Below are 22604 nucleotides of genomic sequence, written 5' to 3'. Positions count from 1 at the left end.
GAGGCTTCTCATGGCGGATGGCGTCTGGGGTCGGGTGCATCGCGACCTGCCCGGTCGGCCGGGCACGCGCTGACACGGTAGGTACAGACGTGTCGTCGCGTGCTGCGGAGGTACGCAGCAGTGCGATGCTGCCGGGCGCTTCGCCACGGCATCCTTGATCCTGCCGTGTCGCAGAAGGTCATTTGCCAGCTTCGACACCACGGCGCAGACAGCCGACAGGTCGTCGGGTCTGGCACCGCTGCGATCCTGCGAAGGTGTTATGAACCCCCACGAAAAGCAACGCCGCATCGTCGTCACCGGGCTGGCCGGCGCCGGGAAATCCACGTTCTCCCGGGCACTTGCGGTCAAGTCCGGGCTGCCGCTCATTCATCTGGACCTCCACTTCTGGAAGGCGGGCTGGACCGAACCGTCGGAGGCCGAGTGGCGCGAGAAACAACACGACCTCCTTGCCAACGACGCATGGATTGCCGATGGCAACTACACCGAGACGCTCGACCTTCGGCTCGAACGTGCCGACACCGTGGTGGTCCTGGCCACGCCGTGGTGGCGATGCGCGGGACGCGCGTTGCTGCGCGGCTGCCGAATGCCAGACACGCTGCCTGAAGGATGTGAGTACACACCCTGGCAACGGTTGCGCGATGAATGGCGGCTCATCCCGCTCATCTGGCGGGGCCGACGGGAGGAACTCGAACGCGAGCAAGCGATCATCGCCCGGCACGGGCAACACGCGACCCTGCATGTGCTCAAGTCCCAACGGGCAATCGGGGAATTCCTCGACGGGTCAGTCGGTATCGAGGGAGACGGACGCGACGATGGAAGCATCTGAGGTACGGCGTGCGGTGGCCGCGGCGATGTCGACCGCCTCGGAGCTCGGCTTGGCCGTCGATGACGCGATCGTTCTCAGCGACTCCAACCGACTCGTCATCCGCCTGACGCCGTGCGACACAGTCGCCCGGGTCACGCCCTTGACGCATTTCGCGAGCGCAGAGCAAGAAGTTGAACTCGTCAGACTGCTAGCGCAGACGGACAGCCCGGTTGCCCCGCTCGAGTCGCGGGTCGAACCACGCGTCTTCGTGCGTGACGGCTTCAAGATCGCTCTGTGGGCCTACTTCGAGCCGGTGGAGTCTCGAACGCTTTCGGCGGCCGAGTATGCGCAGGCGCTTGCACGTCTGCATGCAGGCCTGCGGCGGATCGAGGTTACGGCACCACACTTCATGGATCGAGTGGCTGATATTCAACGCGATGTTGCCAGCCATGACGTCACCCCCGATCTCGCGGATGCGGACCGAGCGTTGCTCGCCAATACGCTGCACGATCTGGGGCGATCAATCGTCAGCCGGCGCGGCGCCGTACAGGTGCTGCATGGCGAGCCGCACCCGTTCAACATCCTGACCACGAAGAACGGGCCGCTCTTCATCGACTTCGAAAACACCGCCCGCGGGCCAGTCGAGTACGACCTGGCTTGGGTGCCCAACGAAGTCAGCCGGCACTACCCCGACGCCGACCAAGATCTCGTCAACGAATGCAGAGGCGTCGTACTGGCGATCATCGCGGCGCATCGCTGGAGCCTCAACGACCAGCACCCGAGCGGCAGAGAATCGGGAGTGGCGTTCCTTCGCGTTCTGCGCGAGGGACCGCCGTGGCCGGCGCTCGACGAGGTCGTCTGGTAAAGCGACCCCTTACTTGCCTTCGGCGATGCGTTCGTGGTGCTGGATGACCTCGGCGATGATGAAGTTGAGGAACTTCTCGGCGAAGACCGGGTCCAGGCCGGCGTCGGCGGCCAGGGCCCGGAGGCGGGTGATCTGGCGTTCCTCGCGGGACTTGTCGGCCGGAGGCAGGCTGCTGCGGGCTTTGAGCTCGCCCACCTGCTGGGTGCACTTGAAGCGCTCGGCGAGCAGGTGCACGAGGGCGGCGTCGATGTTGTCGATCGTGCCGCGCAGGCGGGCGAGTTCGGTGGAGGCGTCAAGGTCGGTCACGGCTCTACTCTCGCGCATTGGGCTCCACCGGTCACATCCGCGCTACTGGTTCAGGTTGCTGAAGCGTTCAGCTGCCTGCGCGCAGAACTGCTCGACGTCGGCTTGACCTGATTCGTTGCCTGACAACAGCATCTTTGCTTGCAGTTGCTCCGACAAAGCTCCGTCGTACGCCGCGACTGTCGCGCTGGTGATCGGCTGTACGACGATATGTAGGTGCTTACGGCCGTATTCGCCGTGCGCCCATGAGCTGACGTAGGTCTGCTCCGGATCCAGGATCGATTCGACGACTTGCGCCGTACGGCGAAGTAGTGGGCCGAGCTCGTCGGCGGCCTCGATCGTCAAGTCTGCAACGGCAACCACGTGGTCTCGGGGACTGAGGACCAGCGTTCCCAGGTTCATCGAACCGACCACGTGGTTGACGATCCAGGACGGCGTTTGGTGGAGCACTCCGCCCGGCGCTTGCAGACGACCGGAGACGACATCGCAACCTAGACAGCCTTCAACGTCCACGGTGATTCCTTCCAGGTATGGGAGTGACGAGTTGGTCGAGGTTGTCATCTTGGGCCACGCGGTTGCGGCGACGGGTCCGGCCAACGGGGTTTCTTGAGTTGACCGCCACCCACGCTGGGAGATCTTGACGCGATTAGCACTTTTGGGTTCTAGAACTCCTGGGTTCTAATCTGGTTTAATGACGTACACGGTCGCCTACACCGAGACCTACACCAAGTGGTTGGACGAACTGTCCGCAACCGACCGCGACCGGCTCCGCGCCCGGGTCAGCCTGATCGCAGACCTGGGACCGGGACTGGGCAGACCTGTGGTGGAGACGATCAAGTCGTCGTGTCACCCGAATATGAAGGAGTTGCGCAGTGGCACGATCAGAGTTCTGTTCGTCTTCGATCCGGTACGCCGGGCCGTCCTGCTGATCGGAGGCGACAAGGCCGGACAGTGGGAGGCCTGGTACCGCACGAACATCCCGATCGCCGACGAGTTGTACGCCGAGTGGCTGATTGAACTGAAGAAACAGCCAGGACCTATGAACGGGCGGAGAAAACAAGGATGAAGTACCACACGCACGAAGAAGAGCTGGCGAAGTTCATCAAGACCCCGGAGGACAAAGCCCGGCACGAGGCCTACAAGGAAGAGGCGCTGGCCGAGGTCCGGGCTTACCGGCTGGCCGAGGTGCGGCAGGAGCATGGGCTGACACAGACGGATCTGGCCGAGCGGCTGCACATCACGCAGACCGCGGTCTCCAAGATCGAGCGTGGTGAGCTGGCGCGCTCCGAGCTCAGCACCATCCGCAAGTATGTCGAAGCGCTCGGTGGCCGGCTTGAGGTTGTTGCCAGTTTCGGCGACGAACGCCTCGTTCTTAGCTGAGTCGCGCTCCAGCGTGCGCGGGGGACGTGGGCGGTAGCCCACACACCCCGCGCAGCGGGCGGCGTACTAGTGGAAGAAGTGGCGGGTGCCGGTGAAGTACATGGTGAGGCCGGCCTTGTTGGCGGCTTCGATGGCGGCGTCGTCGCGGATGGAGCCGCCGGGCTGTACTACGGCCTTGACGCCACCCTCGATGAGGACCTCGAGGCCGTCGGGGAAGGGGAAGAAGGCGTCGGAGGCGGCTACCGAGCCGACTGCACGCTCACCTGCGCGGGAGACGGCGAGGCGGCAGGAGTCGACGCGGTTGACCTGGCCCATGCCGACGCCGACCGAGGCGCCGTCGGCGGCCAGGAGGATGGCGTTGGACTTGACTGCGCGGCAGGCCTTCCAGGCGAAGGCCAGGTCGGCCAGCAGCTCGGGAGAGGCGGCCTCGCCGGCAGCCAGGGTCCAGGCGGACGGGTCGTCACCGGGAGCCTGGAAGCGGTCGGTGTGCTGCAGGAGCAGGCCGCCGCTGATCGGGCGCATCTCGATCTGCTCGAAGCCGGAGACGGCGGGGGCTACCAGGAGGCGGATGTTCTTCTTGGCCTGGAGGACCTCGACGGCGCCGTCTTCGAAGGCCGGGGCCACGAGGACCTCGGTGAAGATTTCAGCGACCTGCTTAGCGAGCTCGACGGTCACTGGACGGTTGGTGGCAATGACGCCGCCGTACGCCGAGACCGGGTCGCACTCGTGGGCGCGGCGGTGGGCTTCGGCGATGTCGGAGCCGACGGCGATACCGCACGGGTTGGCGTGCTTGATGATCGCGACCGCGGGCTCCGCGAAGTCATACGCCGTACGGCGGGCTGCGTCGGAGTCGACGTAGTTGTTGTACGACATCTCCTTGCCGTGCAACTGCTCGGCGGCAGCGAGGCCGCCACGGCCGTTGACGTACAGGGCGGCCGGCTGGTGCGGGTTCTCGCCGTACCGGAGGACCGCCTTCTTGTCCCAGGCGGCGCCGACCCAGGACGGGAAGCCGGAGCCCTCGCTCGAGTCGGTCAGCGCGTTGCCCATCCAGGACGCGACCGCGACGTCGTACTCGGCGGTGTGGATGAAGGCCGCGGCGGCGAGCTTCTTGCGCTCGTCGAGCGAGAAGCCGCCCTCGTCCAGCACGCTGTAGACCAGGTCGTACTGCGCGGGCGACGTGACGATCGCGACGCTCGGGTGGTTCTTCGCGGCGGCGCGGACCATCGACGGGCCGCCGATGTCGATCTGCTCGACGCACTCGTCGGGCGACGCACCGGAGGCGACCGTCTCGGAGAACGGGTACAGGTTGCTGACGACCAGGTCGAACGGCTCGACCCGCATCTCCTTCAGCTGCTCGACGTGCTCCGGCTTGCGCAGGTCGGCGAGGATGCCGGCGTGCACCATCGGGTGCAGCGTCTTCACGCGACCGTCGAGGCACTCGGGGAAGCCGGTCAGCTCCTCGACCTTGGTCACCGGTACGCCGGCTGCCGCGATCTTGGCGGCCGTGGAACCGGTCGACACCAGCTGGACGCCGGCCTCGGACAGGGCCTTGGCGAGCTCCTCCAGACCGGTCTTGTCGTAGACGCTGATCAGCGCCCGGCGAATCGGCCTGCGGTCGGTGCTCACTTCAGTCGAACCTTTCGTCCGGTAATGGTCCAGCCCTGACGGACCAGGCGGCCGACCCACTCGACCAGTTGGCGGCGTTCGACCTCCTTGATCCGCTCGGTGAGGGTTTCCTCGGTGTCGTCGTCCTCGACCGCTACGACGACCTGCCCGATGATCGGGCCGGTGTCGACGCCGCCGTCGACGAAGAACAGGGTGGCGCCGGCGACCTTGACGCCGTACGCGAGCGCGTCCCGCGGCCCGTGGATCCCGGGGAAGGCGGGCAGCAGCGCGTTGTGGGTGTTGATGTAGCGGTCGCCGAACGCGGCCAGGAAGTCGTCACCGACCAGCTTCAGGAACCCGGCCGAGATCACCAGGTCGGGCTGGTACTGCGCCACGGATGCGGTCAGCGCCTTGTCCCAGTCAGCCCGCTCGGCGTGGTCCTTGACCTTGTGCACGAACGTCGGCACACCAGCGGCCTCGGCCCGCTCCAGGCCCACTGTGCCGTCACGGTCGGCGCCGACGGCAACCACCTGGGCGCCGTACGCCGGGTCGGCGGCAGCGTCCAGGAGAGCCTGCAGGTTCGACCCGGAGCCGGAGACGAGCACGACGAGCCGCGCGAGCTGAGGGGTGGGGGCAACCGGGTCTGTCACGCCGGGAAGCCTATCGCTCGGGTTCGGGCTCCGGTTCGGCCGGTCGGCGGGCAGCCACCACAGCTGCGGTGATGGCAGCCCCGATCGCCATCCCTGCGGTCAGTACGCCGGCCGCAGGCAGCGCGCCCGGGATCCCGACCTCAGCCATCCGCCCTGGCCCCGCAGCACCACCGGACAGCGCCATCAGGACGAAGAGGATCACTCCGGCGAGTAGTGCGGCGATTCCACCGCGCAACGCGAACGCATCCCAGCCGATCGCATCCGCGTGCTGCTCCGCGCGCCCACGCCGTACGACGATCAGTCCGGCCACCGCGCCAGCGCCCAGCGGCACGAGCGCCGTCAGCGCGAGCAGGTAGGTCGGAGTGGAGCCATCAGCCGGTACGGCGGCCAGTAGCGGCAGCGCAGGCAGGTTGCCGACGTCCACGCCGGTCGGGGCGATGGTCGTACCCGCGCCGAGCTGGAAGCCCGGTCCGGCGATGAAGGAGACGACGTACAGGATCATGTTCGGTACGAGCATCAGGCAGAGCGCGAAGAGCACGACTGACCCGATCACTCCGGCGTCCAGCAGATCGAGCATCGCAGTGGCGCGGGAGAAGTGGATCGCGAGCAGCACGCCGTACAGGACCGAGGCGATGGACATGACGGTCAGTACGGCGGCAGCGGCAGCCGGTACGGCGTCGCGCAGCCCAGGTGGGGTCGCATCCGCCATGTCGTGAGCTGCGCCGGACTCGACAACCACTCCGATCGTCCCGGCGACCAGAGCGAGCGATGCGGTCCCCAGGAACGCGGAGAGCGGCGAAACGTGCAGCGCGCCGTCGGCGGTCAGCAGGGCGACGATCAGACCGCCCAAGCCGTAGACACCTGCGTACACGGTCGACAGCAGGATCAGATCCTTGGTCTTGTCGGCCGCACTGCTGCGAGCCGCCGACTTGCCGCCGCGGTAGAGGCACCACGCGAAGAACAGGGTCAGACCGAGCGGTGCGATCGTGATGCTGCCCGCCCCGAGCGTCACACCCGCCTTGTGCGCGACCAGCCAGGCGGAGGCACCGGCCCGAATCGCTCCGGACGCACCACCGAAGGTCGCGGCCAACCAGCCGATCACGGCGACCGCCGTACAGGTGAGGAGACCGGTGAGCAGGCATGCGCCCGCCGAGAGCACTGCGGACACCAGCACCGGCTTGGTCGGTACGGCGTCCACCGGGTCCGGCGGAGGGGCAGAATCGCCGCCGGGAGCGCCCGGACGGCTGAGCATGTCGGTCATCTGACTCCCATGGTCGCTCTGCTGCTGGACACCGCTTCGCCAGACACGCCGGATATGGGAGACTTCAGCGCGCTTGCTCACGCGAGTGCCCTGTGTTGGATGTTATTTGAGTGATTGCGGTGTCCAGGTGCGTGCATCGCGGTGACGGAGGAGCGGCCTCGATGCTTTTCCATCGTGGCTGTTCCTCCGGTGCCGTGAGGTGCGTGCCTGGGCGCCGGAAGCGCCAAAGAACATCCGACGCAGGGCACTAAGTCCCCAGCCTGGTCTCTGGGGTAGCTGAGTGTGGGCGAAACGGGTCCACCCAGTACTGTCGGGTGGAATCACTCAGGAGGTCGAGCTTTGGCCGGTTCCCACCGCGCACAACGTGGCGGCGGTCGCGCCGCTGCCCGGGAAGCACGCCGGGAGAAGGCGCGCAAGCGGAACCAGACGATCGCTGCCGGTGTGGCAGTGGTGGTGCTGGTCGGCGGCGGCGGTATCGCCGCGCTGAACGCCTTTGGCGGCGACGACTCCCCCAATGATCAGAAGACCGGCAAGGGCGCAGACGACAAGCCGGGCGACTCCAAGGTGCTCGCCGACGACAAGGGCCTGCTCGACGCAGCCGGCGCCAAGACGTTCGGCGGCAGCGGCACCTGGTCGGTCGGTTCGACCACTGACGGCAGCGGTGCCGGCGAGAACGACTACGTCTGCCAGGCGCAGCGGTTCGCCGACCCGTCCGGACAGCGCACCTGGGTGCGCAAGTTCGCCAACCCGACCACCAAGGACTCCGCAGTCCAGTGGATCGAGGTGTCGAGCGACCCGGCCGCCGCGGAGAAGGCGTACGACATGGTCGTCGGCTGGTTCAGCCAGTGCGCCTCCGCGAAGCGGACCCGGCTGAACAACAGCTACCAACTGAGCGGGATGGGCGACAAAGGCTGGATCGCGGTCTACGGCCAGGCAACCGGCCCCAAGACACGGTACCGGACCGTCTCGGTCACTCTGGCCGGCCTGGCCACCCTGGTGGTCGAGCACGACGTCAACGGCACGGCCCCGCCGAAACCGGACGCCGTACTGAACACCACTGCCGCGGCCCTGCAGAAGATCTGCCCCCAGACCGGCGGCTGCGGCACGGGCACCCCCACCGCCAAGGCTGTCCTGCTCCCGACCTCCGAGCCGGCCGGCTTCATGGCCCCGGCCGAGCTGCCGATCATCGCGGCCATCGACAAGCCCTGGGTCAGCACCCCCAGCAAGAGCGGCAACACCACCCAGTGCATCCAGACCGACCCGAAAAAGGCGAAGGCCACCAAGTACGCCACCCAGACCTATCTGGCCCCCGGCGCCAAGGTGCCCACCGAGTTCGGCCTCGATGACACGGTCGCCCGCTTCGCCTCCGCCAACGCGGCCGCCGCCTACGTCAGCAGCGTCCGCAAGAACGTCGACGGCTGCCAGAAACGCGTAGTCACCGCCAAGGTCAGCTCCTCCGGCAACCTCGCCAGCGGCGGCGTCACCGGCGAAGCCTGGGAAGTCTCCCTGGAAACCGGCAAGGGCAACAAAGCCAAGTTCCGGATGGGCGTAGCCGCCGCCGGCAACCACGCCGTCTTCCTGCTGTTCCCCGTCCTCCCCGACCTCGACATCACCGACTCGGCCTTCCTCGACACCCTCCGCCGAGCCGCCGAACGCTCCGAGTCCTACAAGTAACGCGGGCACGTAAAAGCCCCGGAACCCATGGGGTTCCGGGGCTTTCGGCTAGGTACTACTTGTTCAGGTCCTGCATGATGGCGCGCATCAGGTTGGCGGTTTCGGTCGGGGTCTTGCCGACCTTGACGCCGACGGCCTCGAGGGCCTCCTGCTTGGCGGCCGCGGTGCCGGAGGAGCCGGAGACGATGGCGCCGGCGTGGCCCATGGTCTTGCCCTCGGGGGCGGTGAAGCCGGCCACGTAGCCGACGACCGGCTTGGTGACGTTGTCCTTGATGAAGGCGGCGGCGCGCTCTTCGGCGTCACCACCGATCTCGCCGATCATCACGATGGCGTCGGTGTCCGGGTCGTCCTGGAACGCCTGCAGGGCGTCGATGTGCGTCGTACCGACGATGGGGTCACCGCCGATACCGATGGCGGTCGAGAAGCCGAAGTCGCTCAGCTCGTACATCATCTGGTAGGTCAGCGTGCCCGACTTCGACACCAGACCGATCCGGCCGGCGCCGGCGATGCTCGCCGGGATGATGCCGGCGTTGGACTCGCCCGGCGTGATGATGCCGGGGCAGTTCGGGCCGATGATCCGGGTGGTGCCGGAGGCCTGCGCGGCGGCGAAGAAGGCGGCGGTGTCGTGCACCGGGACGCCCTCGGTGATCACCACGACGAGCGGTACCTCGGCCGCGACGGCCTCCAGTACGGCGTCCTTGGTGAACTTCGGCGGCACGAAGATGACCGAGACGTTCGCCCCGGTCTCCTTGACGGCATCCGCGACAGTGCCGAACACGGCGACCGCCGTACCGTCGAAGTCGACGGTCGTGCCCGCCTTGCGCGGGTTGACGCCACCGACGATGTTCGTGCCCGACGCCAGCATCCGCGTGGTGTGCTTGGTGCCTTCCGAGCCGGTCATGCCCTGGACGATGACCTTGCTGTCCTTGGTCAGGAAGATAGACATTTCAGCGATCCCTTACTTCGCAGCCAGCTCGGCGGCACGCTTGGCGGCGCCGTCCATCGTGTCGACCCGCTCCAGACCGGCGAGGCCGGCCTCATCGAGGATGCGGCGACCCTCCTCGGCGTTGTTGCCGTCCAGCCGGACGACCAGCGGCTTGCTGACGGCCTCGCCGCGGGCGGCGAGCAGCTCGAAGGCCTGCACGATGCCGTTCGCGACCGCGTCACAGGCGGTGATGCCACCGAAGACGTTGACGAACACGCTCTTCACCTGGGCGTCGGAGATGATGATCTCCAGGCCGTTCGCCATCACCTCGGCGGACGCGCCGCCACCGATGTCGAGGAAGTTCGCGGGCTTGACGCCGCCGAACTCCTCACCGGCGTAAGCGACGACGTCGAGGGTCGACATGACCAGACCGGCGCCGTTACCGATGATGCCGACGGAACCGTCGAGCTTCACGTAGTTGAGGCCCTTGGCCTTGGCCGCAGCCTCCAGCGGGTCGGCCGCAGAGACGTCAGCGAACGCTGCGTATTCAGGGTGTCGGAATTCCGCGTTCTCGTCCAGGGAGACCTTGCCGTCGAGAGCCTCGACGCGGCCGTCCTTGAGCTTGACCAGCGGGTTGACCTCGACCAGCGTCGCGTCCTCGGCCAGGAAGACCTCGTACAGCTTGACGATCTCCGGCGCGACGGCGTCGATGATGTCGGCCGGGTAGCCGGCCTCGGTCGCGATCTGGGTGGCCTTGGCCAGGTCGACACCGGTGGCCGGGTCGATCGAGATCTTGGCGACCGCGTCGGGGTTCGTGTGCGCGACCTCTTCGATCTCCATGCCGCCGGCGGCGGAGGCGATGCAGAGGTAGTTGCGGTTGGCCCGGTCGATCAGGAAGGAGAAGTAGTACTCCTCCGCGATCGCCGCAGCCGGCACGATGTTCAGGATCTTGACGATGTGACCCTTGATGTCGAGACCAAGGATCTCCCGGGCGCGCTCTTCGGCCTCGTCCGGGTTGGCGGCCAGCTTGACGCCGCCGGCCTTACCGCGGCCACCGGTCAGCACCTGGGCCTTCACGACCACCGTGCCGCCACCGAGCTTCTCGGCCGCCGCGCGTGCTTCCTCGGGCGTGGTGACGACTTCACCCACCGTCGTCCCTACACCGTGCTTGGCGAAGACAGTCTTCGCCTGGTATTCCATCAAGTCCACGACTGTGGTCCCTCTCTCGCCTGTTCGAGTAGGCCGCGGCAGGCTGCGGTGCAGAGGGCACGGTCGCCGGCGCGTTCCGTCGGGCTGAGACTAGCCACCTTCTGACCCGGTGCGACAGCCGGGGTACACGCTGAGACGACCGTCACAGGCTTGTCGGTCCCCCGTGGCAGGCTGGGTCCCATGACTGATCCAGGCACCAGACCAGCTGACGACTGGTGGCGTAGCGCCGTCGTCTACCAGGTTTACCCTCGGTCGTTCGCCGATGCGGACGGTGACGGCACCGGCGATCTGAACGGGATCCGCGCCCGGCTGCCCTATCTTGCCGACCTCGGCGTGGACGCGCTCTGGATCAGCCCGTGGTATCCGTCACCCCTGCTCGACGGCGGGTACGACGTCTCCGACTACCGCGGCATCAACCCGGACTTCGGGACTCTCGCCGACGCCGATGCGCTGATTGCGGAGGCGCACGCGCTCGGTCTGCGAATCCTGATCGACCTGGTCCCGAACCACTGCTCCTGGGAGCACCCGTGGTTCAAGGCGGCCCTCGCGGCCGGCAAGGGCTCCCCCGAGCGTGACCTGTTCTGGTTCCGCGACGGCGTCGACGGCCGCCCGCCGACCAACTGGCCGGCCACCTTCGGCGGCGGCGCCTGGCAGCAGATCGACGACGGCCAGTGGTACTTGCATATGTTCGACATCTCCCAGCCCGACTGGAACTGGGACCACCCAAAGGTGATCGAGGAGTTCGACTCGATCCTGCGGTTCTGGTTCGACCGCGGCATCGACGGTTTCCGGATCGACGTGGCCGATTCGATGGCCAAGGACGCGACACTGCCCGACGTACCGGTGAAGGACGGTCGGCCGACGCAGGACAAGTACGTCGGGAACCCGTTCTACGACCAGCCTGGCGTGCACACGATCCACCAGCGCTGGCGCGCAATCGCCGATGAATACGCCGGTACGCCGGAGGGCCCGCGCGTGTTTGTCGCCGAGGCCTGGCTGTCGCCGCCGGAGCGGCTCGCGCAGTATGTCCGGCCCAACGAGCTGCATTCGGCGTTCAACTTCGATGCCTTGCGAGCCTCCTGGGACGCGAAGGACCAGCGCGAGGTCATCGACCGCTCGACGGGAAGCCTGTGGGCTGTCGGCGCGCCCGCGACTTGGGTGCTGAGCAACCACGACACCATCCGGCACCGCACTCGGTACGGGCGTTCGCTGCAAGACGCGCTGGAGGGCGCGGGCGTCGTGGCGACTGATCTGGAGCTCGGCCTGCGCCGGGCGCGCGCTGCGGCGCTGCTGGAGTTGGCACTGCCTGGCGGCGCGTACATCTACCAAGGTGACGAGCTCGGGCTGCCCGAGGTCGAGGACTTGCCGGAGGAGGTCCTCGACGACCCGGTCTGGGAGCGGTCCGGTCACACGAACCGCGGCCGCGACGGCTGCCGGGTCCCGATCCCGTGGTCGGGCGCAGAGCCGCCGTACGGGTTCGGGCCAGGCGAGGGCCAGCCATGGCTGCCGCAGCCGGCGGACTGGGCGCCGCTGACCGCGGAGGCTCAGGTGGGCGACCCGAACAGCCACCACAGCCTCTACACGGCCGCACTGCGGATCCGCCGCGACCACGCGGAGCTGGGCGAAGGCCGTCTGACCTGGGACGAGGACGCCCCGGCCGACGTCCTGTCATTCACTCGCGGCTCGTTCCGCTGCGTCACGAACTTCGGCGCCGCACCGACCCCACTCCCGCCGTACGACGAACTGTTGCTCACTAGCACGGCCATCGTGGACGGCCAGTTGCCTCCGGACGCGACCGCCTGGCTGACCTTCTAAGTCCAGAATTGAACACTCATGTTCAGAATGAGCTATGATTCTGAACATGAGTGTTCAACCGGAGACCATCCTGGAGATCGCCGCCGAGGTACTGACGGCTAACCCGGCGGCTTCGCTAGCCGATGTTGCGGCCGCCGCCGGGGTCAGTCGGACCACGCTGCACAACCGCTTCCCCACCCGGGAAGCGCTGCTGCTCGCCCTGGCCCACGACTCCCTCGACCGTTGCGCTGCCGCTGCGACCGAAGCCGGCGTGGATGCCGCCACCGCGGACACCCCGGCTGCCGAGCTTGAGGCAATCCTGACCCGGGTGACTGACGCCTTCATCCCGCTCGGCCCGCGGATCGACTTCCTCCTGCAGCAACCGACGCTCAACGCCGACCAGTCGCTCCGCGACCGCATCGAGCAACTCGACGCGCCGCTCGAGCGCTTCATCGTCCACACCCAGCAGGCCGGCCTGATGGCCCGCGACCTCGCGCCCTGGTGGATCGTCTCCACCCTTTACTCGCTGACCTACTCGGCCTGGGAGGGCATCGCCGCCGGCAAACTCGCTCCGCGCGACGCGACCCCGCTCACCCTGCGCACCTTCCGCCGCGGGGTTTCCCCGTGACCCCGGACCGCCAACACTCACCAACCACCCAAATCGGCGATCCCGAGGTAGCCGCTGAGCGTGAATCCGAGCAGCCCACGACGGTTAGACAGTGGTGGCGGTCCGCCCGCCCGCTCCATGGACTCCTCGCGGCGACTGCTTTGTCCTTCACCGGCAACGCGATTGTCGCGGTTGCCGTGCCGTGGCTGATCTTCAAGCGAACCGGCAGCGCGACGGCGGCTGGTGTTGCCGGCGCGGCCGCGATCGCTCCGATCGTCTTGTCCGCGCTCTTCGGCGGCGCGCTCATCGACCGCCTCGGCCGCCGGTTCTGCGCGGTCGGCGCCGACCTGCTGAGCGCGATTGCCGTTGCCCTGCTCGCGATTCTCGATGAAGCGTTCAGCCTGCCATTCTGGGGGATCCTCGCTCTCGTCGCCCTCGGCGCAGTCTTCGACGGCCCCGGCGCCGCAGCCCGCGAAACTCTGCGTCCGGATGTCGCCCGCGCAACCAGTACGCCGATCACCCGCGTCAACGCCTGGGGCGAAGCCGCCGAGGCGATCGGTGCACTGGCCGGTCCGGGGATCGCCGGCGTACTGCTGGTGGTGCTGGGCGGCTTCAACGTCCTCTGGGTCACCGTCGGAATGTTCTTGCTCTCAGCAACTATCACGACGCTCACGATTCCCAGCCACCTCTCACCGGCGCCGATCCACGAGCCCTACTTCCGCTCGGTCGTCACCGGCCTGCGCTTCCTGATCGGCGAGCCCGGCCTCCGCACCGTCGCGATCACCGCCGCCATCCTGGTCGGCTTCATCGCGCCCTTCGAGTCCGTCGTCCTGAACGCCCATCTCCAGGACACCGGTCACGCCACCTTCTACGGTTTCGTCGTCGCCGCCTTCGCCGGCGGCGGCCTGATCGGCGCCATCCTGTACGGCGTCGTCGGCCACCGGTTGCCCGAACGCGCCGTACTGGTCACGACCCTCGCGGTCAGCGCGCTCGGCCTGGCCGTCTACGCCCTGCTACCGCCCCTGACCGTCTTGCTGATCGTGTCCGTCCTGACCGGCATCGCCGCCGGCCCGATCAACCCGGTCGTCGCCGTCATCATGCAGGCCCGCACCCCCGAGCACCTCCGCGGCCGAGTCATCGGCAGCTACACCTCGGTCGCCCTAGCCGCCGGCCCCCTCGGCCTACTCCTGATGGGCCCGATCGTCGACCACACCAGCCCGCGCATCGGCTTCATCGTCATAGCCGTCGGCTGCGCCCTAGCCACCCTCCTAGCCGCCTCCGCCAAGTCCCTCAAGAAGTAGAGCCGGAACCCCTATTGGGGTTCCGGCTCCGGCCTGAACTAGCGCTCGCGGTCGCGGCGGTCGCGATCTTCTTGATCCCGCCGGTCCCGATCCTCACGGTCTCGCCGATCCCGGTCTTCGCGGTCGCGGCGTTCTCGCTCCTCGCGGTCGCGCTCTGAGCTCACTTCACACCACCTGCCGTCAGGCCGGCGACGATGCGACGCTGGAAGATCAGTACGGCGATCACCAGCGGAATCGTGACCACGACGCCAGCGGCCATCTGGCTACCGAACGGTTGGTCGCGGCCCGACGTACCGGTGAAGCTGGCGATCAGGACGTTCGCGGTCGAGATGTCCTTGCGGTTCACCATGCTGACCGCGATCAGGAACTCGTTCCACGCCGCGATGAAGGTGATGATCGCGGTCGTGAAGACACCGGGTGCCGCCAACGGGATGATCACCTTGCGGAACGCCTGGGCCGGCGTACAGCCGTCGACCATCGCGGCCTGCTCGAGCTCACGCGGCATCTGCCGGAAGAACGCGGTCAGGTTCCACACGGCCAGCGGCAGCGCGAACGACAGGCTGGGCACGATCATCGCCTGGTAGGTGTTGATCCACTCGATGTCACTGAACAGCTTCTTCAGCGGGATCACGAGCGAGATCCCCGGGAACATCGAGGTGGTGATGATGATCGCCAGCACGAGGTTCTTGAACTTGAAGTCCAGCCGGGCCAATGTGTACGCCGCGACCATGCCTACGATCAGCGTCAGGATCGTCACGGTGCCGGCCACGATCAGGCTGTTCAGCAGCGCCCGGCCGAAGCCCGTACCGGGCTGGAACACGTCGGTGAAGTTTTCGATCGACCAGCGTTTCGGAATGATCGAGTTGTCGAACTGGTCGCTCGGCCGGCGGAACGCCGACACGACCATCCAGTAGAACGGCACCAGGCAGTACAGAACGATCAGCCCGACTCCGACCAATGGCAACCACCGCCGGTACCAGGGAGCTTCTGCAGCTATTTGCGCCATTACAAACCCCCTCCACCGGCAGCCAGGCTGCCGCTCGCTGTCGCCGCTGCGGTACCCGGCGGAAGCTGATTGTCCTTGCTCTTGCCGTTCTTCTTGGGCTTGGAAGCCCGGGCGTCACCGATGACGTCGGCGCCGAGCAGCCGGACGAACACGTAGGCCACGACGACGATGTAGACGAACAGCAAGGTCGCGTACGCCGCCGCCGGCCCGTACCGCGTCTGGTTCGCCTCGAGGAAGGCGAGGATCGACAGGGTCTCGACCGACTCCTTGTTCGGGCCGACCAGCACGTACGGCAGGTCGAAGATCCGGAGCGTGTCGAGGATGCGGAACAGCACTGCCACCAGCAGTGCCGGCTTCACCAGCGGCAGCGTGATCCGGGTGAAGGTCTTCCAGGGGCTCGCCCCATCGACCTTCGCGGCCTCGTAGACCTCGTCGGGAATGGTCTGCAGGCCGGCCAGCACCAGCAGCCCGATGAACGGCGCCGTCTTCCAGGTGTCGGCGACGATGACCGACAGCACCGACTGCCAGCCCTCGGTCGACCACAGGATCTGGGTCCCGAGCACCGCGTTCGCAATGCCGTCGGCCTGGAACATCCACTTCCACAGCAGCGCCGACACGACGGTCGGGATCGCCCACGGGATCAGGATGCTGGCCCGGACGATCGCCCGGCCCTTGAACGCCTTGTGCATCACCATGGCCATCAGGACCCCGAGCAGTGTCTCGAGGACAACGCAGGTGACGGTGAAGAACGTGGTGTTGTAGAACGCGTTCCAGAACCGGTCGCCGGTCTCTCCGGAGAAGATCGCGGCGAAGTTGTCGAGCCCGACGAACCGCGTGCCTTCGATGACGAAGCCGTCGTCGCCGATCCCGCCGCTGGTGTACAGCGATTCGCGCAGGGCCGAGATGATCGGGTAGCCGATCACCAGCAGCAGAACGATCAGGGTCGGTGACAACAGCAGCGCGGCCAGCCGGCCGGTGCCCTCGTTGAACGACGTACGCCGGACATTCTTGCCCGGTGTCGGCTCAACAGCCGAGGCGGATTCACTCACCTCATGCCTCCTACTCTCTCCACCCACGGTCCGTGGGCGGTGACAGGACGGGGCCGGGCCGTGGCGGTCGACGCCACGCACCGGCCCCGCACTCGGATCACTGGGTGATGAGTGAACTCAACTTGGTCTGCAGATCCTTCAGGGCGGTCTTCGGGTCAGTGCCGTTCGGCTTCAGCGTGTTGTACGCCGCATCCTGGATCGCCGTCGTCACGTCGCCGTACTTGACCACCTGCGGCCGCGACTTCGCCGAGCCGATCGAGGCCTTCAGCGGAGCCAGGTACGGGAACTGCTTGTTCAGTGCCGCGTCGTCGTACAGCGAGGCCCAGGTCGGCGCCTGCGAGGTCTTCTCGACGTTCGCCTTCTGGCGCTCTTCACTCGACATGAACTTGATGAAGTCGGCCGCGGTCGCCTTGTTCGGAGTGAACTCCGAGATCGCGTAGTTGTGACCGCCGAGCGTCGAGACACCCGGTCCGTTCAGGCCGGGCAGCGGCGCGACACCGAACTTGCCGGCGATCTTCGACGAGCCGTCGGTCTTGTTCGCCAGCGCGTAAACGTACGGCCAGTTGCGGTGGAAGAGCAGGTTGCCGTCCTGGAAGGCACGCCGGCCCGGCTCTTCGGTGTAGGTGATCGCGGCCTTCGGAATGAAGCCCGTCTTGAAGCCCTCGGCCAGCGCGGTCAGACCGGCCAGCGCCTCCGGGGTGTCCACGTTCGGCTTGCCGTCGTCACCGACGACAACACCACCGGCGCTGTTCACGGCCTCGGAGAAGTTCACCGTCAGGCCTTCGTACTTCTCGAACTGGCCCGCGTAGCAGTTGATGGCTTTGCCCTCGGGCAGCGCCTTCACCTTCGCGCAGGCGGCGATCATCTCGGGCCACGTCGTCGGCGGCTTCAGACCGGCCTTGTCCAGCAGGTCCTTGCGGTAGTACAGCAGACCACCGTCGGACGTCACCGGTACGGCGTACAGCTTGTCGCGGTACTTGCCGGTCGCAACCGTGGACGGCAGCAGCTTGCCGAGGTCCGGGAACTGGTCCTCGGGGAGCTGGGTGACCCAGCGGTTCGCGGCGAACTCGGCGGTCCAGACAACATCCAGGTTCAGCACGCTGAACTCGGTGGACTTGATCTGGGCGTTCGAGATCAGCTGGTTGCGCTGCTGGTCGGCCGACTCGGGTAGCTCGGTGATTTCGACCTTCTCGTCCGGGTGCTGCGAGTTCCACGCCGCGACCTGGCTCGTCAGGTTGCCGGAGGTGTCCTTGCCGGTGGCAAATTTGATCGGCCCACGACCCTCGAGCGCACCCCCCGCCGAACCGGTGTTCCCCTTGCTGCCGTCATCGCCGCCGCCACACGCCGCCGTGAACAACACCAGGCTGCTCACCACGGCCAGAGCGACCGCCTTGCGGGTATGTGATCGTTCAAACCTCATCGTTACCTGCCCTCTCCCGATGGGAATCTCATCGTCCCTGCGCAGGCGACCGACAGGCCCCCACCGCACTGTCACGCCGCCAATCCGGACAGTAACTGTTCCGGACGTACCGCATGCCTGTATGCGACCGCGATTCGGGAGAGTGCACAACCAGGTGTTTCTTAACGATTCGGTATTACCGATTAGTAACTACCGAAAACGGCGTTCCCGGCGCCAGTGACTTACATCGTTGAGGCTGATGCGTCACCAACATGACCGCGAACCCAGGCGACGATCTCGGTCGTGGTCGCGCCGGGGGTGAAGATCTTGTGCACGCCGAGCTCGGCCAGCGGCTGCAGATCCGCGTCCGGGATGATGCCGCCACCGAAGACCACGATGTCGTCGGCCTCGCGCTCGGTGAGCAGCTCACGGACCCGCTTGAACAGCGTCATGTGTGCCCCGGAGAGCACCGACAGCCCGATCGCGTCGGCGTCCTCGGCGATCGCCGTCTCGACGATCTGCTCAGGCGTCTGGTGCAGGCCCGTGTAGATGACCTCCATACCGGCGTCCCGCAGCGCGCGGGCGACGACCTTCGCGCCACGGTCGTGGCCGTCCAGGCCGGGCTTGGCGACGACGACACGCAGGGTCGAGGTGGAGGGCATGCTCAGGCGCCTTTCAGTACTGGAGCGCAGCGTTGCGTCCAGATTTGCAGGCTACCCGGCGGCGATCTCACGGATAAGACACGGAACCGTGTGTTCCCCGACACGGTGGCTGGGAACCGGTTACCGTGGAAAGAGATCGGACCACCGGGGGGTCTGGTTTGCTGTGAGGAGCCGCAAATGACTTCTTGGCAGGACGAAGTGCGAGGCGCGCTGGACGGACTCCGGTACGGCGCCCGTTCCGCGATCACACCGCGCGTGCTGCAAGGCGCCGCCGTGGAGCTCGGCTGGATGACCACGCACCTGGCCATGTATCCACTCGGGCTGCTCAGCGGCTCCGGTTCCCGGGTCGAGCGGCTCTCCCTGACCGGTCTGACTCCGGCTCAGCGCAGCCTGCTGGTCAACGACGTCCGGGCAGCCGGTACGCCGATCCTGCTGGCGCACGGGATCATCGACAACCACACCATCTTCGCGCTGATGCGCCGGCAGCTCGCCCGCCGCGGCTTCAGCAGCGTCCACACCTTCTCGTACTCACCGCTGACCGTGGATGTGCGCCGTACGGCGGAGCGGATGGGTGAGGAGATCGAGGCGATCTGTGAGTCGTCGGGCTCGGACCAGATCCACGTGGTCGGCCACAGCCTGGGCGGGCTCATCGCTCGGTACTACATCCAGAGGCTCGGCGGTCACGAGCGCGTGCACACCTGCGTGACGCTGGGGACGCCGCACCAAGGGACGATGGCGGCCCGACTGCTGCCGTTGCCGCTGGTGAAGCAGCTCCGGCCCGAGAGCGATCTGATGGAAGAGCTCACGGAGCCGGCTCCCGACGTACGGACGCGGTTCGTGGCGTTCTACAGCGACGTCGACCAGCTGATCGTGCCGCAGCGGCGCGCCCGGCTGCAGCATCCTGACCTGATCGCCCGCAACATCCGGGTCCGCGGGGTCGGGCATCTGTCGTTGCCGTTCCACGGAGAAACAGTTCACGAGATCACCGGAGTGCTCGCACATCTCGACGATCAACCGCAAACTGCCTGATCAGGCAGCCTTTTGGCGCTCACACGGCTGATGCACGTGCAGCGGCTCATGCAAAAGTTTCGTGAAGGTGAGACCCCAAAGTGCCCGGATGGGTTTGTCGGCCCGTGACAGATCCGTTATCGTGCTCAAGTCCTCACCGGGAATAAACGCTTGGTGAAGGCGAAAGGTTGCAGAGCCAAGTACCACCCCAACCCCTCCCCTGTGACCGGAAGGCCACGTTGTGTCCCAGCATCGTGCCGCGGGCAACCGCGTCACGCCCGGTAACGCTGTGCGCAAGACCGGCGCTAGTCCTCGCGCCAAACACCGTGTTGCCAGGCGTAACACCCCGAGCAGTACCCAGATCGTCGGTTTGACCGCAGCTCTCGCTGCGGCGGCAGGAGCCGTTGGCTTCAGCCACAGCGCCCTGTCGTCCCCCACGCAGGCCAACACAGCGGTGAACCTTGCCGCGGCCAGCCTCGACAACGGCAGCCTGTCCGGCATCACCACTGCCCGCATCCAGGCACGTCAGCTCGCCACCCGTGACTCCTCCCGGGTCGTCCTGGCCGGCCAGGACACGAACAAGAAGCAGGCAGCCGCCGCCGCGCTGGCCAAGGCCCGCGCCGCGAAGCTGAACGCGACCAACGCCCTGACCACGAACCGCGCCAGCGCGCTGGCCAAGGCCAAGCTGGCCGAGGCGAAGAAGCAGCGTGAGTCGCTGAACCGCTGCGAAATGATGATCTCCGGCTACCACATCACCGCGACCTTCGGTCAGGGTGGCAGCCGCTGGGCCCGCAAGCACACCGGAACCGACTTCGCCGCCCCGACCGGCACCCCGATCCGCGCCGTGATGCGCGGCGTCGTGATCTCGGCCGACTGGGCCGGCCCCTACGGCCGTCAGGTCCAGGTCCGGCACGCCGACGGCACCGTCACTTGGTACAACCACATGAGCAAGTTCAGCGTGTCGGTCGGCGAGACCGTGCTCGCCGGTGACCAGGTCGGCGCGGTCGGCTCCACCGGTAACGTCACCGGGCCGCACCTGCACTTCGAAGTACGTCCCGGCGGCGGCGACCCGATCGACCCGATGCCGTGGCTGCGCTCGCACTGTGGCCTGAACCCGTAATTGCGCTGAAGATGGCAGGACCGCAGTACTAGGATCCCGGCATGCGCCCAGCTGCCGGTGAAGTTCTGCACTTCTCCGAAGACCCGAACATTCAAGTATTCCGGCCGCACGTGGCCAAACCCGCGCAGGAGAGCACTGCGTACGTGTGGGCGGTCGGTGCTGACCGCGCGCCCGACTACTGGTTCCCGAGGCAGTGCCCCCGCGCGATGGCGTGGGTGGGCCCCTCGACCACTCCCGAAGACCAGGCCCGCATCCTCGGCGCCGGCTCCGACACTCGCGTGCACGCCGTCGAGTACGGCTGGCTGGACACGATGCGCACCGTCGAGCTCTACGCCTACCGGCTGCCTGCCGCGCCCTTCAGCCTGTCCGACGCAGCCTTCGTCGCCACCACCGAAGTCCGCCCGCTCGGACCGCCGGAGCGGGTGGGGGACCTGTTCGAGCTCCACGCCGAGGCCGGAATCCAGCTCCGGGTCCTGAACCGCCTGCACGACTTCTGGGCCGAGACCATCGCCAGCACCCTCGAGTGGTCGGGCATCCGGATGCGGAACGCCCGGCCATGAAGTACGGCGAACTCTCCGAAGCAGCGTGGGCCTGGGTGCTCGACCAGGTGCAGTGGGACGACGACGGCCCCTGGATCCCGGAGTCCGCGGGCGATGCGAAGCCGACCGAATTCCTGCAGGGCACCCACAGCGGTGTCGGCGGGCTGGCCTATCCCCTCGCCGACATCAAGCTCACGCGTCCGTGGACGGCGGCAGAGCGTGAACTCGCCGCCGGTATCGCCCGCCGGGTCCGGACCTCGATCCCCACCGAGTCCTCCATCTCGTTCTTCGACGGCCTGGTCAGCTCGATCGGTGCCCTGATCGCACTGGACGAGCCTGGCGTGGATGCTGCGGTCGCTCGCGCGCTCGAGATCGTCACGCCGACCGGCTGGCAGGAATCTTTCCTGGACCAGCCGGACACGTACGAGCCGGGCGCGGTCTGCAACGACCTCACCCTCGGCACCGCCGGCGCACTGCTCGGCGCTCTGTGGGCCATCCGGCACGGCGTCGACGCCCGCCCGCTGGCTGACCGCGCGATCGAACGCCTCCTCGCCGAGCAGGAGGAGACCTCGTCGGGCCTGAACTGGCTGTTCATCCCCCGGCGCTACCTCCGCAAACCTCCGCCGCTCGAGATGCCTAACCTCACCCACGGTCTGGCCGGCATCGCCGCCGTACTGGCGCTGGCCGGCGCCGAGCTCGACCGACCCGAGCTCGTTGAGGCCGGGCGTCTAGGCGCCGAACACCTGGTCACGCTGGGCATCAACGACGACCGCGGCTTCCGCGTCCCCCGCGTCATCCCCTGGGCCGAGCGGCACGGCGACGAGTACACCTACAACTGGTGCCACGGCCCCGCCGGTACGGCGCTCCTTTTCGACGCGCTCGAGTACGCCGGAGTCGACGCAGTGGCCGGAGTCTCGCCCGCAACCTGGCGTCGCCGCCTGCTAGACGCGGTCCTGCACTCCGGTATCCCCCAGCGCCTGCACCCAGGCTTCTGGGACAACGACGGCCGCTGCTGCGGAACCGCCGGTGCCGCCGACGCGTTCCTCACCAACCACGAACGCACCGGCAGCGCCGCCGACCTCCAGTTCGCCACCCACTTGGCCGACACTCTCGTCGACCACGCCGGCCCCTCGCCGTACTGGCGTTTCATCGAACACACCAAGGAAGACCCGCTCCTCCCGCCCGGCGTCGGCTGGATGCAAGGCGCCGCCGGCATCGCCACCACCCTCCGCCGCTTCGAGCACTCAGTGAGCAAGCCCCGCATGGACAACTGGTGGGCGCTCACCTGAGGCCATATGAATCGGAGCCGATTGCCGTGAGCCAGCCTCGGTAGAGGATTTCGTCGGGGAGCTGTTGGGCTAGGGCGGTCCAGGTTTCTTGCCAGTGGGTTCGGATCAGAGCGGGCCGCCAAGGGGCGGGGCGTAGCTCGGGTGGAATGAGGG

Annotated in this window: 24 protein-coding genes; 13 read left to right on the top strand and 11 right to left on the bottom strand. The window is 67.3% G+C overall.

The window, feature by feature from the left end:
• Window positions 1-259: 259 nt before the first annotated feature.
• Together E1263_RS15175 and E1263_RS15170 are read left to right on the top strand one after the other, a co-directional pair.
• Entirely contained in the window at window positions 260-826 is a 567-nt protein-coding gene (locus E1263_RS15175; protein WP_132167945.1) for a P-loop NTPase family protein, read from the top strand.
• Window positions 813-1670 (top strand): aminoglycoside phosphotransferase family protein, encoded by an 858-nt coding sequence (locus E1263_RS15170; RefSeq protein ID WP_132167944.1) that lies wholly within the window; start codon window positions 813-815, stop codon window positions 1668-1670. Before E1263_RS15175 ends, E1263_RS15170 begins: the two co-directional genes overlap by 14 nt.
• Before the next feature lie 9 nt (window positions 1671-1679).
• Here E1263_RS15170 and E1263_RS15165 read toward each other — a convergent pair whose 3' ends face one another.
• On the bottom strand, window positions 1680-1976 hold the full coding sequence (locus E1263_RS15165) for a chorismate mutase (RefSeq protein ID WP_238161256.1): 297 nt from the start codon (window positions 1974-1976) through the stop codon (window positions 1680-1682).
• 42 nt (window positions 1977-2018) lie between these two features.
• Window positions 2019-2486: an HIT family protein gene (locus tag E1263_RS15160; RefSeq protein ID WP_132167942.1), complete on the bottom strand. Its 468-nt coding sequence runs from the start codon at window positions 2484-2486 to the stop codon at window positions 2019-2021.
• Window positions 2487-2664: 178 nt separating this feature from the next.
• Here E1263_RS15160 and E1263_RS15155 point away from each other — a divergent pair, with 178 nt between their 5' ends.
• The gene (locus E1263_RS15155; protein WP_132167941.1) at window positions 2665-3039 is read left to right on the top strand and encodes a type II toxin-antitoxin system RelE/ParE family toxin; all 375 of its coding nucleotides are present in this window, start codon (window positions 2665-2667) and stop codon (window positions 3037-3039) included.
• Entirely contained in the window at window positions 3036-3353 is a 318-nt protein-coding gene (locus E1263_RS15150; RefSeq protein WP_132167940.1) for a helix-turn-helix domain-containing protein, read from the top strand. The genes E1263_RS15155 and E1263_RS15150 overlap by 4 nt, the downstream gene beginning before the upstream one ends.
• 66 nt (window positions 3354-3419) lie before the next feature.
• On the opposite strand, the gene purH is transcribed toward E1263_RS15150, so the two are convergent.
• From purH to E1263_RS15135, 3 genes are read right to left on the bottom strand one after another with little or no spacing between them, the layout of a single operon-like run.
• The gene (purH, locus tag E1263_RS15145) at window positions 3420-4979 is read right to left on the bottom strand and encodes a bifunctional phosphoribosylaminoimidazolecarboxamide formyltransferase/IMP cyclohydrolase (protein WP_132167939.1); all 1560 of its coding nucleotides are present in this window, start codon (window positions 4977-4979) and stop codon (window positions 3420-3422) included.
• The gene (gene purN, locus E1263_RS15140) at window positions 4976-5608 is read right to left on the bottom strand and encodes a phosphoribosylglycinamide formyltransferase (RefSeq protein WP_132167938.1); all 633 of its coding nucleotides are present in this window, start codon (window positions 5606-5608) and stop codon (window positions 4976-4978) included. The genes purH and purN overlap by 4 nt, the downstream gene beginning before the upstream one ends.
• Before the next feature lie 10 nt (window positions 5609-5618).
• Window positions 5619-6869 carry a cell division protein PerM gene (locus E1263_RS15135; RefSeq protein ID WP_132167937.1) on the bottom strand — a complete coding sequence of 417 codons (1251 nt, stop codon included), beginning with the start codon at window positions 6867-6869 and terminating at the stop codon, window positions 5619-5621.
• 339 nt (window positions 6870-7208) lie between these two features.
• Here E1263_RS15135 and E1263_RS15130 point away from each other — a divergent pair, with 339 nt between their 5' ends.
• Complete coding sequence (locus E1263_RS15130) at window positions 7209-8543, top strand: hypothetical protein (RefSeq protein ID WP_132167936.1); 1335 nt, start codon at window positions 7209-7211, stop codon at window positions 8541-8543.
• A 55-nt stretch (window positions 8544-8598) separates the two neighbouring features.
• Here the strand turns inward: E1263_RS15130 and sucD are convergent, their stop codons facing one another.
• Both sucD and sucC read right to left on the bottom strand, forming a co-directional pair.
• Window positions 8599-9489, bottom strand: a complete 891-nt coding sequence (sucD, locus tag E1263_RS15125; protein ID WP_132167935.1) for a succinate--CoA ligase subunit alpha — start codon at window positions 9487-9489, stop codon at window positions 8599-8601.
• Between the two features lie 12 nt (window positions 9490-9501).
• Window positions 9502-10677 (bottom strand): ADP-forming succinate--CoA ligase subunit beta, encoded by a 1176-nt coding sequence (gene sucC, locus E1263_RS15120; RefSeq protein ID WP_132167934.1) that lies wholly within the window; start codon window positions 10675-10677, stop codon window positions 9502-9504.
• A 180-nt stretch (window positions 10678-10857) separates the two neighbouring features.
• Between sucC and E1263_RS15115 the strand changes: the two genes are divergently transcribed.
• The 4 genes from E1263_RS15115 to E1263_RS42730 are packed head-to-tail and all read left to right on the top strand — an operon-like array spanning window position 10858 to window position 14537.
• The gene (locus E1263_RS15115; RefSeq protein ID WP_132167933.1) at window positions 10858-12492 is read left to right on the top strand and encodes a glycoside hydrolase family 13 protein; all 1635 of its coding nucleotides are present in this window, start codon (window positions 10858-10860) and stop codon (window positions 12490-12492) included.
• Between the two features lie 46 nt (window positions 12493-12538).
• On the top strand, window positions 12539-13099 hold the full coding sequence (locus E1263_RS15110; RefSeq protein ID WP_132167932.1) for a TetR/AcrR family transcriptional regulator: 561 nt from the start codon (window positions 12539-12541) through the stop codon (window positions 13097-13099).
• A complete protein-coding gene (locus E1263_RS15105) occupies window positions 13096-14379 on the top strand; it encodes an MFS transporter (RefSeq protein WP_272949668.1) in 1284 nt (427 codons plus the stop codon). Before E1263_RS15110 ends, E1263_RS15105 begins: the two co-directional genes overlap by 4 nt.
• Window positions 14380-14393: 14 nt before the next feature.
• A complete protein-coding gene (locus E1263_RS42730) occupies window positions 14394-14537 on the top strand; it encodes a hypothetical protein (RefSeq protein ID WP_165956620.1) in 144 nt (47 codons plus the stop codon).
• A 2-nt stretch (window positions 14538-14539) separates the two neighbouring features.
• Here E1263_RS42730 and E1263_RS15100 read toward each other — a convergent pair whose 3' ends face one another.
• From E1263_RS15100 to E1263_RS15085, 4 genes are all read right to left on the bottom strand, one after another.
• Window positions 14540-15385 carry a carbohydrate ABC transporter permease gene (locus tag E1263_RS15100; RefSeq protein WP_132167931.1) on the bottom strand — a complete coding sequence of 282 codons (846 nt, stop codon included), beginning with the start codon at window positions 15383-15385 and terminating at the stop codon, window positions 14540-14542.
• A complete protein-coding gene (locus tag E1263_RS15095) occupies window positions 15385-16434 on the bottom strand; it encodes a carbohydrate ABC transporter permease (RefSeq protein ID WP_132167930.1) in 1050 nt (349 codons plus the stop codon). Before E1263_RS15095 ends, E1263_RS15100 begins: the two co-directional genes overlap by 1 nt.
• 97 nt (window positions 16435-16531) lie before the next feature.
• Complete coding sequence (locus tag E1263_RS15090) at window positions 16532-17854, bottom strand: ABC transporter substrate-binding protein (RefSeq protein WP_132167929.1); 1323 nt, start codon at window positions 17852-17854, stop codon at window positions 16532-16534.
• Window positions 17855-18075: 221 nt separating this feature from the next.
• Window positions 18076-18495, bottom strand: a complete 420-nt coding sequence (locus E1263_RS15085) for a coenzyme B12-dependent isobutyryl CoA mutase small subunit (protein WP_132167928.1) — start codon at window positions 18493-18495, stop codon at window positions 18076-18078.
• Between the two features lie 177 nt (window positions 18496-18672).
• On the opposite strand from E1263_RS15085, the gene E1263_RS15080 reads away from it, so the two are divergent.
• The 4 genes from E1263_RS15080 to E1263_RS15065 all read left to right on the top strand — a co-directional run bounded on the left by E1263_RS15080 (window position 18673) and on the right by E1263_RS15065 (window position 22451).
• A complete protein-coding gene (locus tag E1263_RS15080) occupies window positions 18673-19524 on the top strand; it encodes an esterase/lipase family protein (RefSeq protein WP_132167927.1) in 852 nt (283 codons plus the stop codon).
• A gap of 220 nt (window positions 19525-19744) precedes the next feature.
• Complete coding sequence (locus E1263_RS15075) at window positions 19745-20623, top strand: M23 family metallopeptidase (protein WP_238161255.1); 879 nt, start codon at window positions 19745-19747, stop codon at window positions 20621-20623.
• 41 nt (window positions 20624-20664) lie between these two features.
• On the top strand, window positions 20665-21183 hold the full coding sequence (locus tag E1263_RS15070) for a DUF6886 family protein (RefSeq protein WP_132167926.1): 519 nt from the start codon (window positions 20665-20667) through the stop codon (window positions 21181-21183).
• Window positions 21180-22451, top strand: a complete 1272-nt coding sequence (locus E1263_RS15065) for a lanthionine synthetase LanC family protein (protein ID WP_132167925.1) — start codon at window positions 21180-21182, stop codon at window positions 22449-22451. Before E1263_RS15070 ends, E1263_RS15065 begins: the two co-directional genes overlap by 4 nt.
• Window positions 22452-22604 lie beyond the last annotated feature (153 nt).

This window comes from Kribbella antibiotica, from assembly GCF_004349055.1.
GTDB classification, from domain to species: Bacteria; Actinomycetota; Actinomycetes; order Propionibacteriales; family Kribbellaceae; genus Kribbella; species Kribbella antibiotica.
The sequence above is the reverse complement of the archived record's forward strand: the minus strand, read 5'-3'. Positions and strand labels throughout refer to the sequence as shown.

Excerpts from the sequence above, each read along its gene's own strand:
- E1263_RS15175 (WP_132167945.1), top strand. The coding sequence starts at position 260 with ATGAACCCCCACGAAAAGCAACGCCGCATCGTCGTCACCGGGCTGGCC.
- E1263_RS15170 (WP_132167944.1), top strand. The coding sequence starts at position 813 with ATGGAAGCATCTGAGGTACGGCGTGCGGTGGCCGCGGCGATGTCGACC.
- E1263_RS15155 (WP_132167941.1), top strand. The coding sequence starts at position 2,665 with ATGACGTACACGGTCGCCTACACCGAGACCTACACCAAGTGGTTGGAC.
- E1263_RS15150 (WP_132167940.1), top strand. The coding sequence starts at position 3,036 with ATGAAGTACCACACGCACGAAGAAGAGCTGGCGAAGTTCATCAAGACC.
- E1263_RS15135 (WP_132167937.1), bottom strand. The coding sequence starts at position 6,869 with ATGACCGACATGCTCAGCCGTCCGGGCGCTCCCGGCGGCGATTCTGCC.
- sucD (WP_132167935.1), bottom strand. The coding sequence starts at position 9,489 with ATGTCTATCTTCCTGACCAAGGACAGCAAGGTCATCGTCCAGGGCATG.
- E1263_RS15115 (WP_132167933.1), top strand. The coding sequence starts at position 10,858 with ATGACTGATCCAGGCACCAGACCAGCTGACGACTGGTGGCGTAGCGCC.
- E1263_RS15110 (WP_132167932.1), top strand. The coding sequence starts at position 12,539 with ATGAGTGTTCAACCGGAGACCATCCTGGAGATCGCCGCCGAGGTACTG.
- E1263_RS15100 (WP_132167931.1), bottom strand. The coding sequence starts at position 15,385 with ATGGCGCAAATAGCTGCAGAAGCTCCCTGGTACCGGCGGTGGTTGCCA.
- E1263_RS15090 (WP_132167929.1), bottom strand. The coding sequence starts at position 17,854 with ATGAGGTTTGAACGATCACATACCCGCAAGGCGGTCGCTCTGGCCGTG.
- E1263_RS15085 (WP_132167928.1), bottom strand. The coding sequence starts at position 18,495 with ATGCCCTCCACCTCGACCCTGCGTGTCGTCGTCGCCAAGCCCGGCCTG.
- E1263_RS15080 (WP_132167927.1), top strand. The coding sequence starts at position 18,673 with ATGACTTCTTGGCAGGACGAAGTGCGAGGCGCGCTGGACGGACTCCGG.
- E1263_RS15070 (WP_132167926.1), top strand. The coding sequence starts at position 20,665 with ATGCGCCCAGCTGCCGGTGAAGTTCTGCACTTCTCCGAAGACCCGAAC.
- E1263_RS15065 (WP_132167925.1), top strand. The coding sequence starts at position 21,180 with ATGAAGTACGGCGAACTCTCCGAAGCAGCGTGGGCCTGGGTGCTCGAC.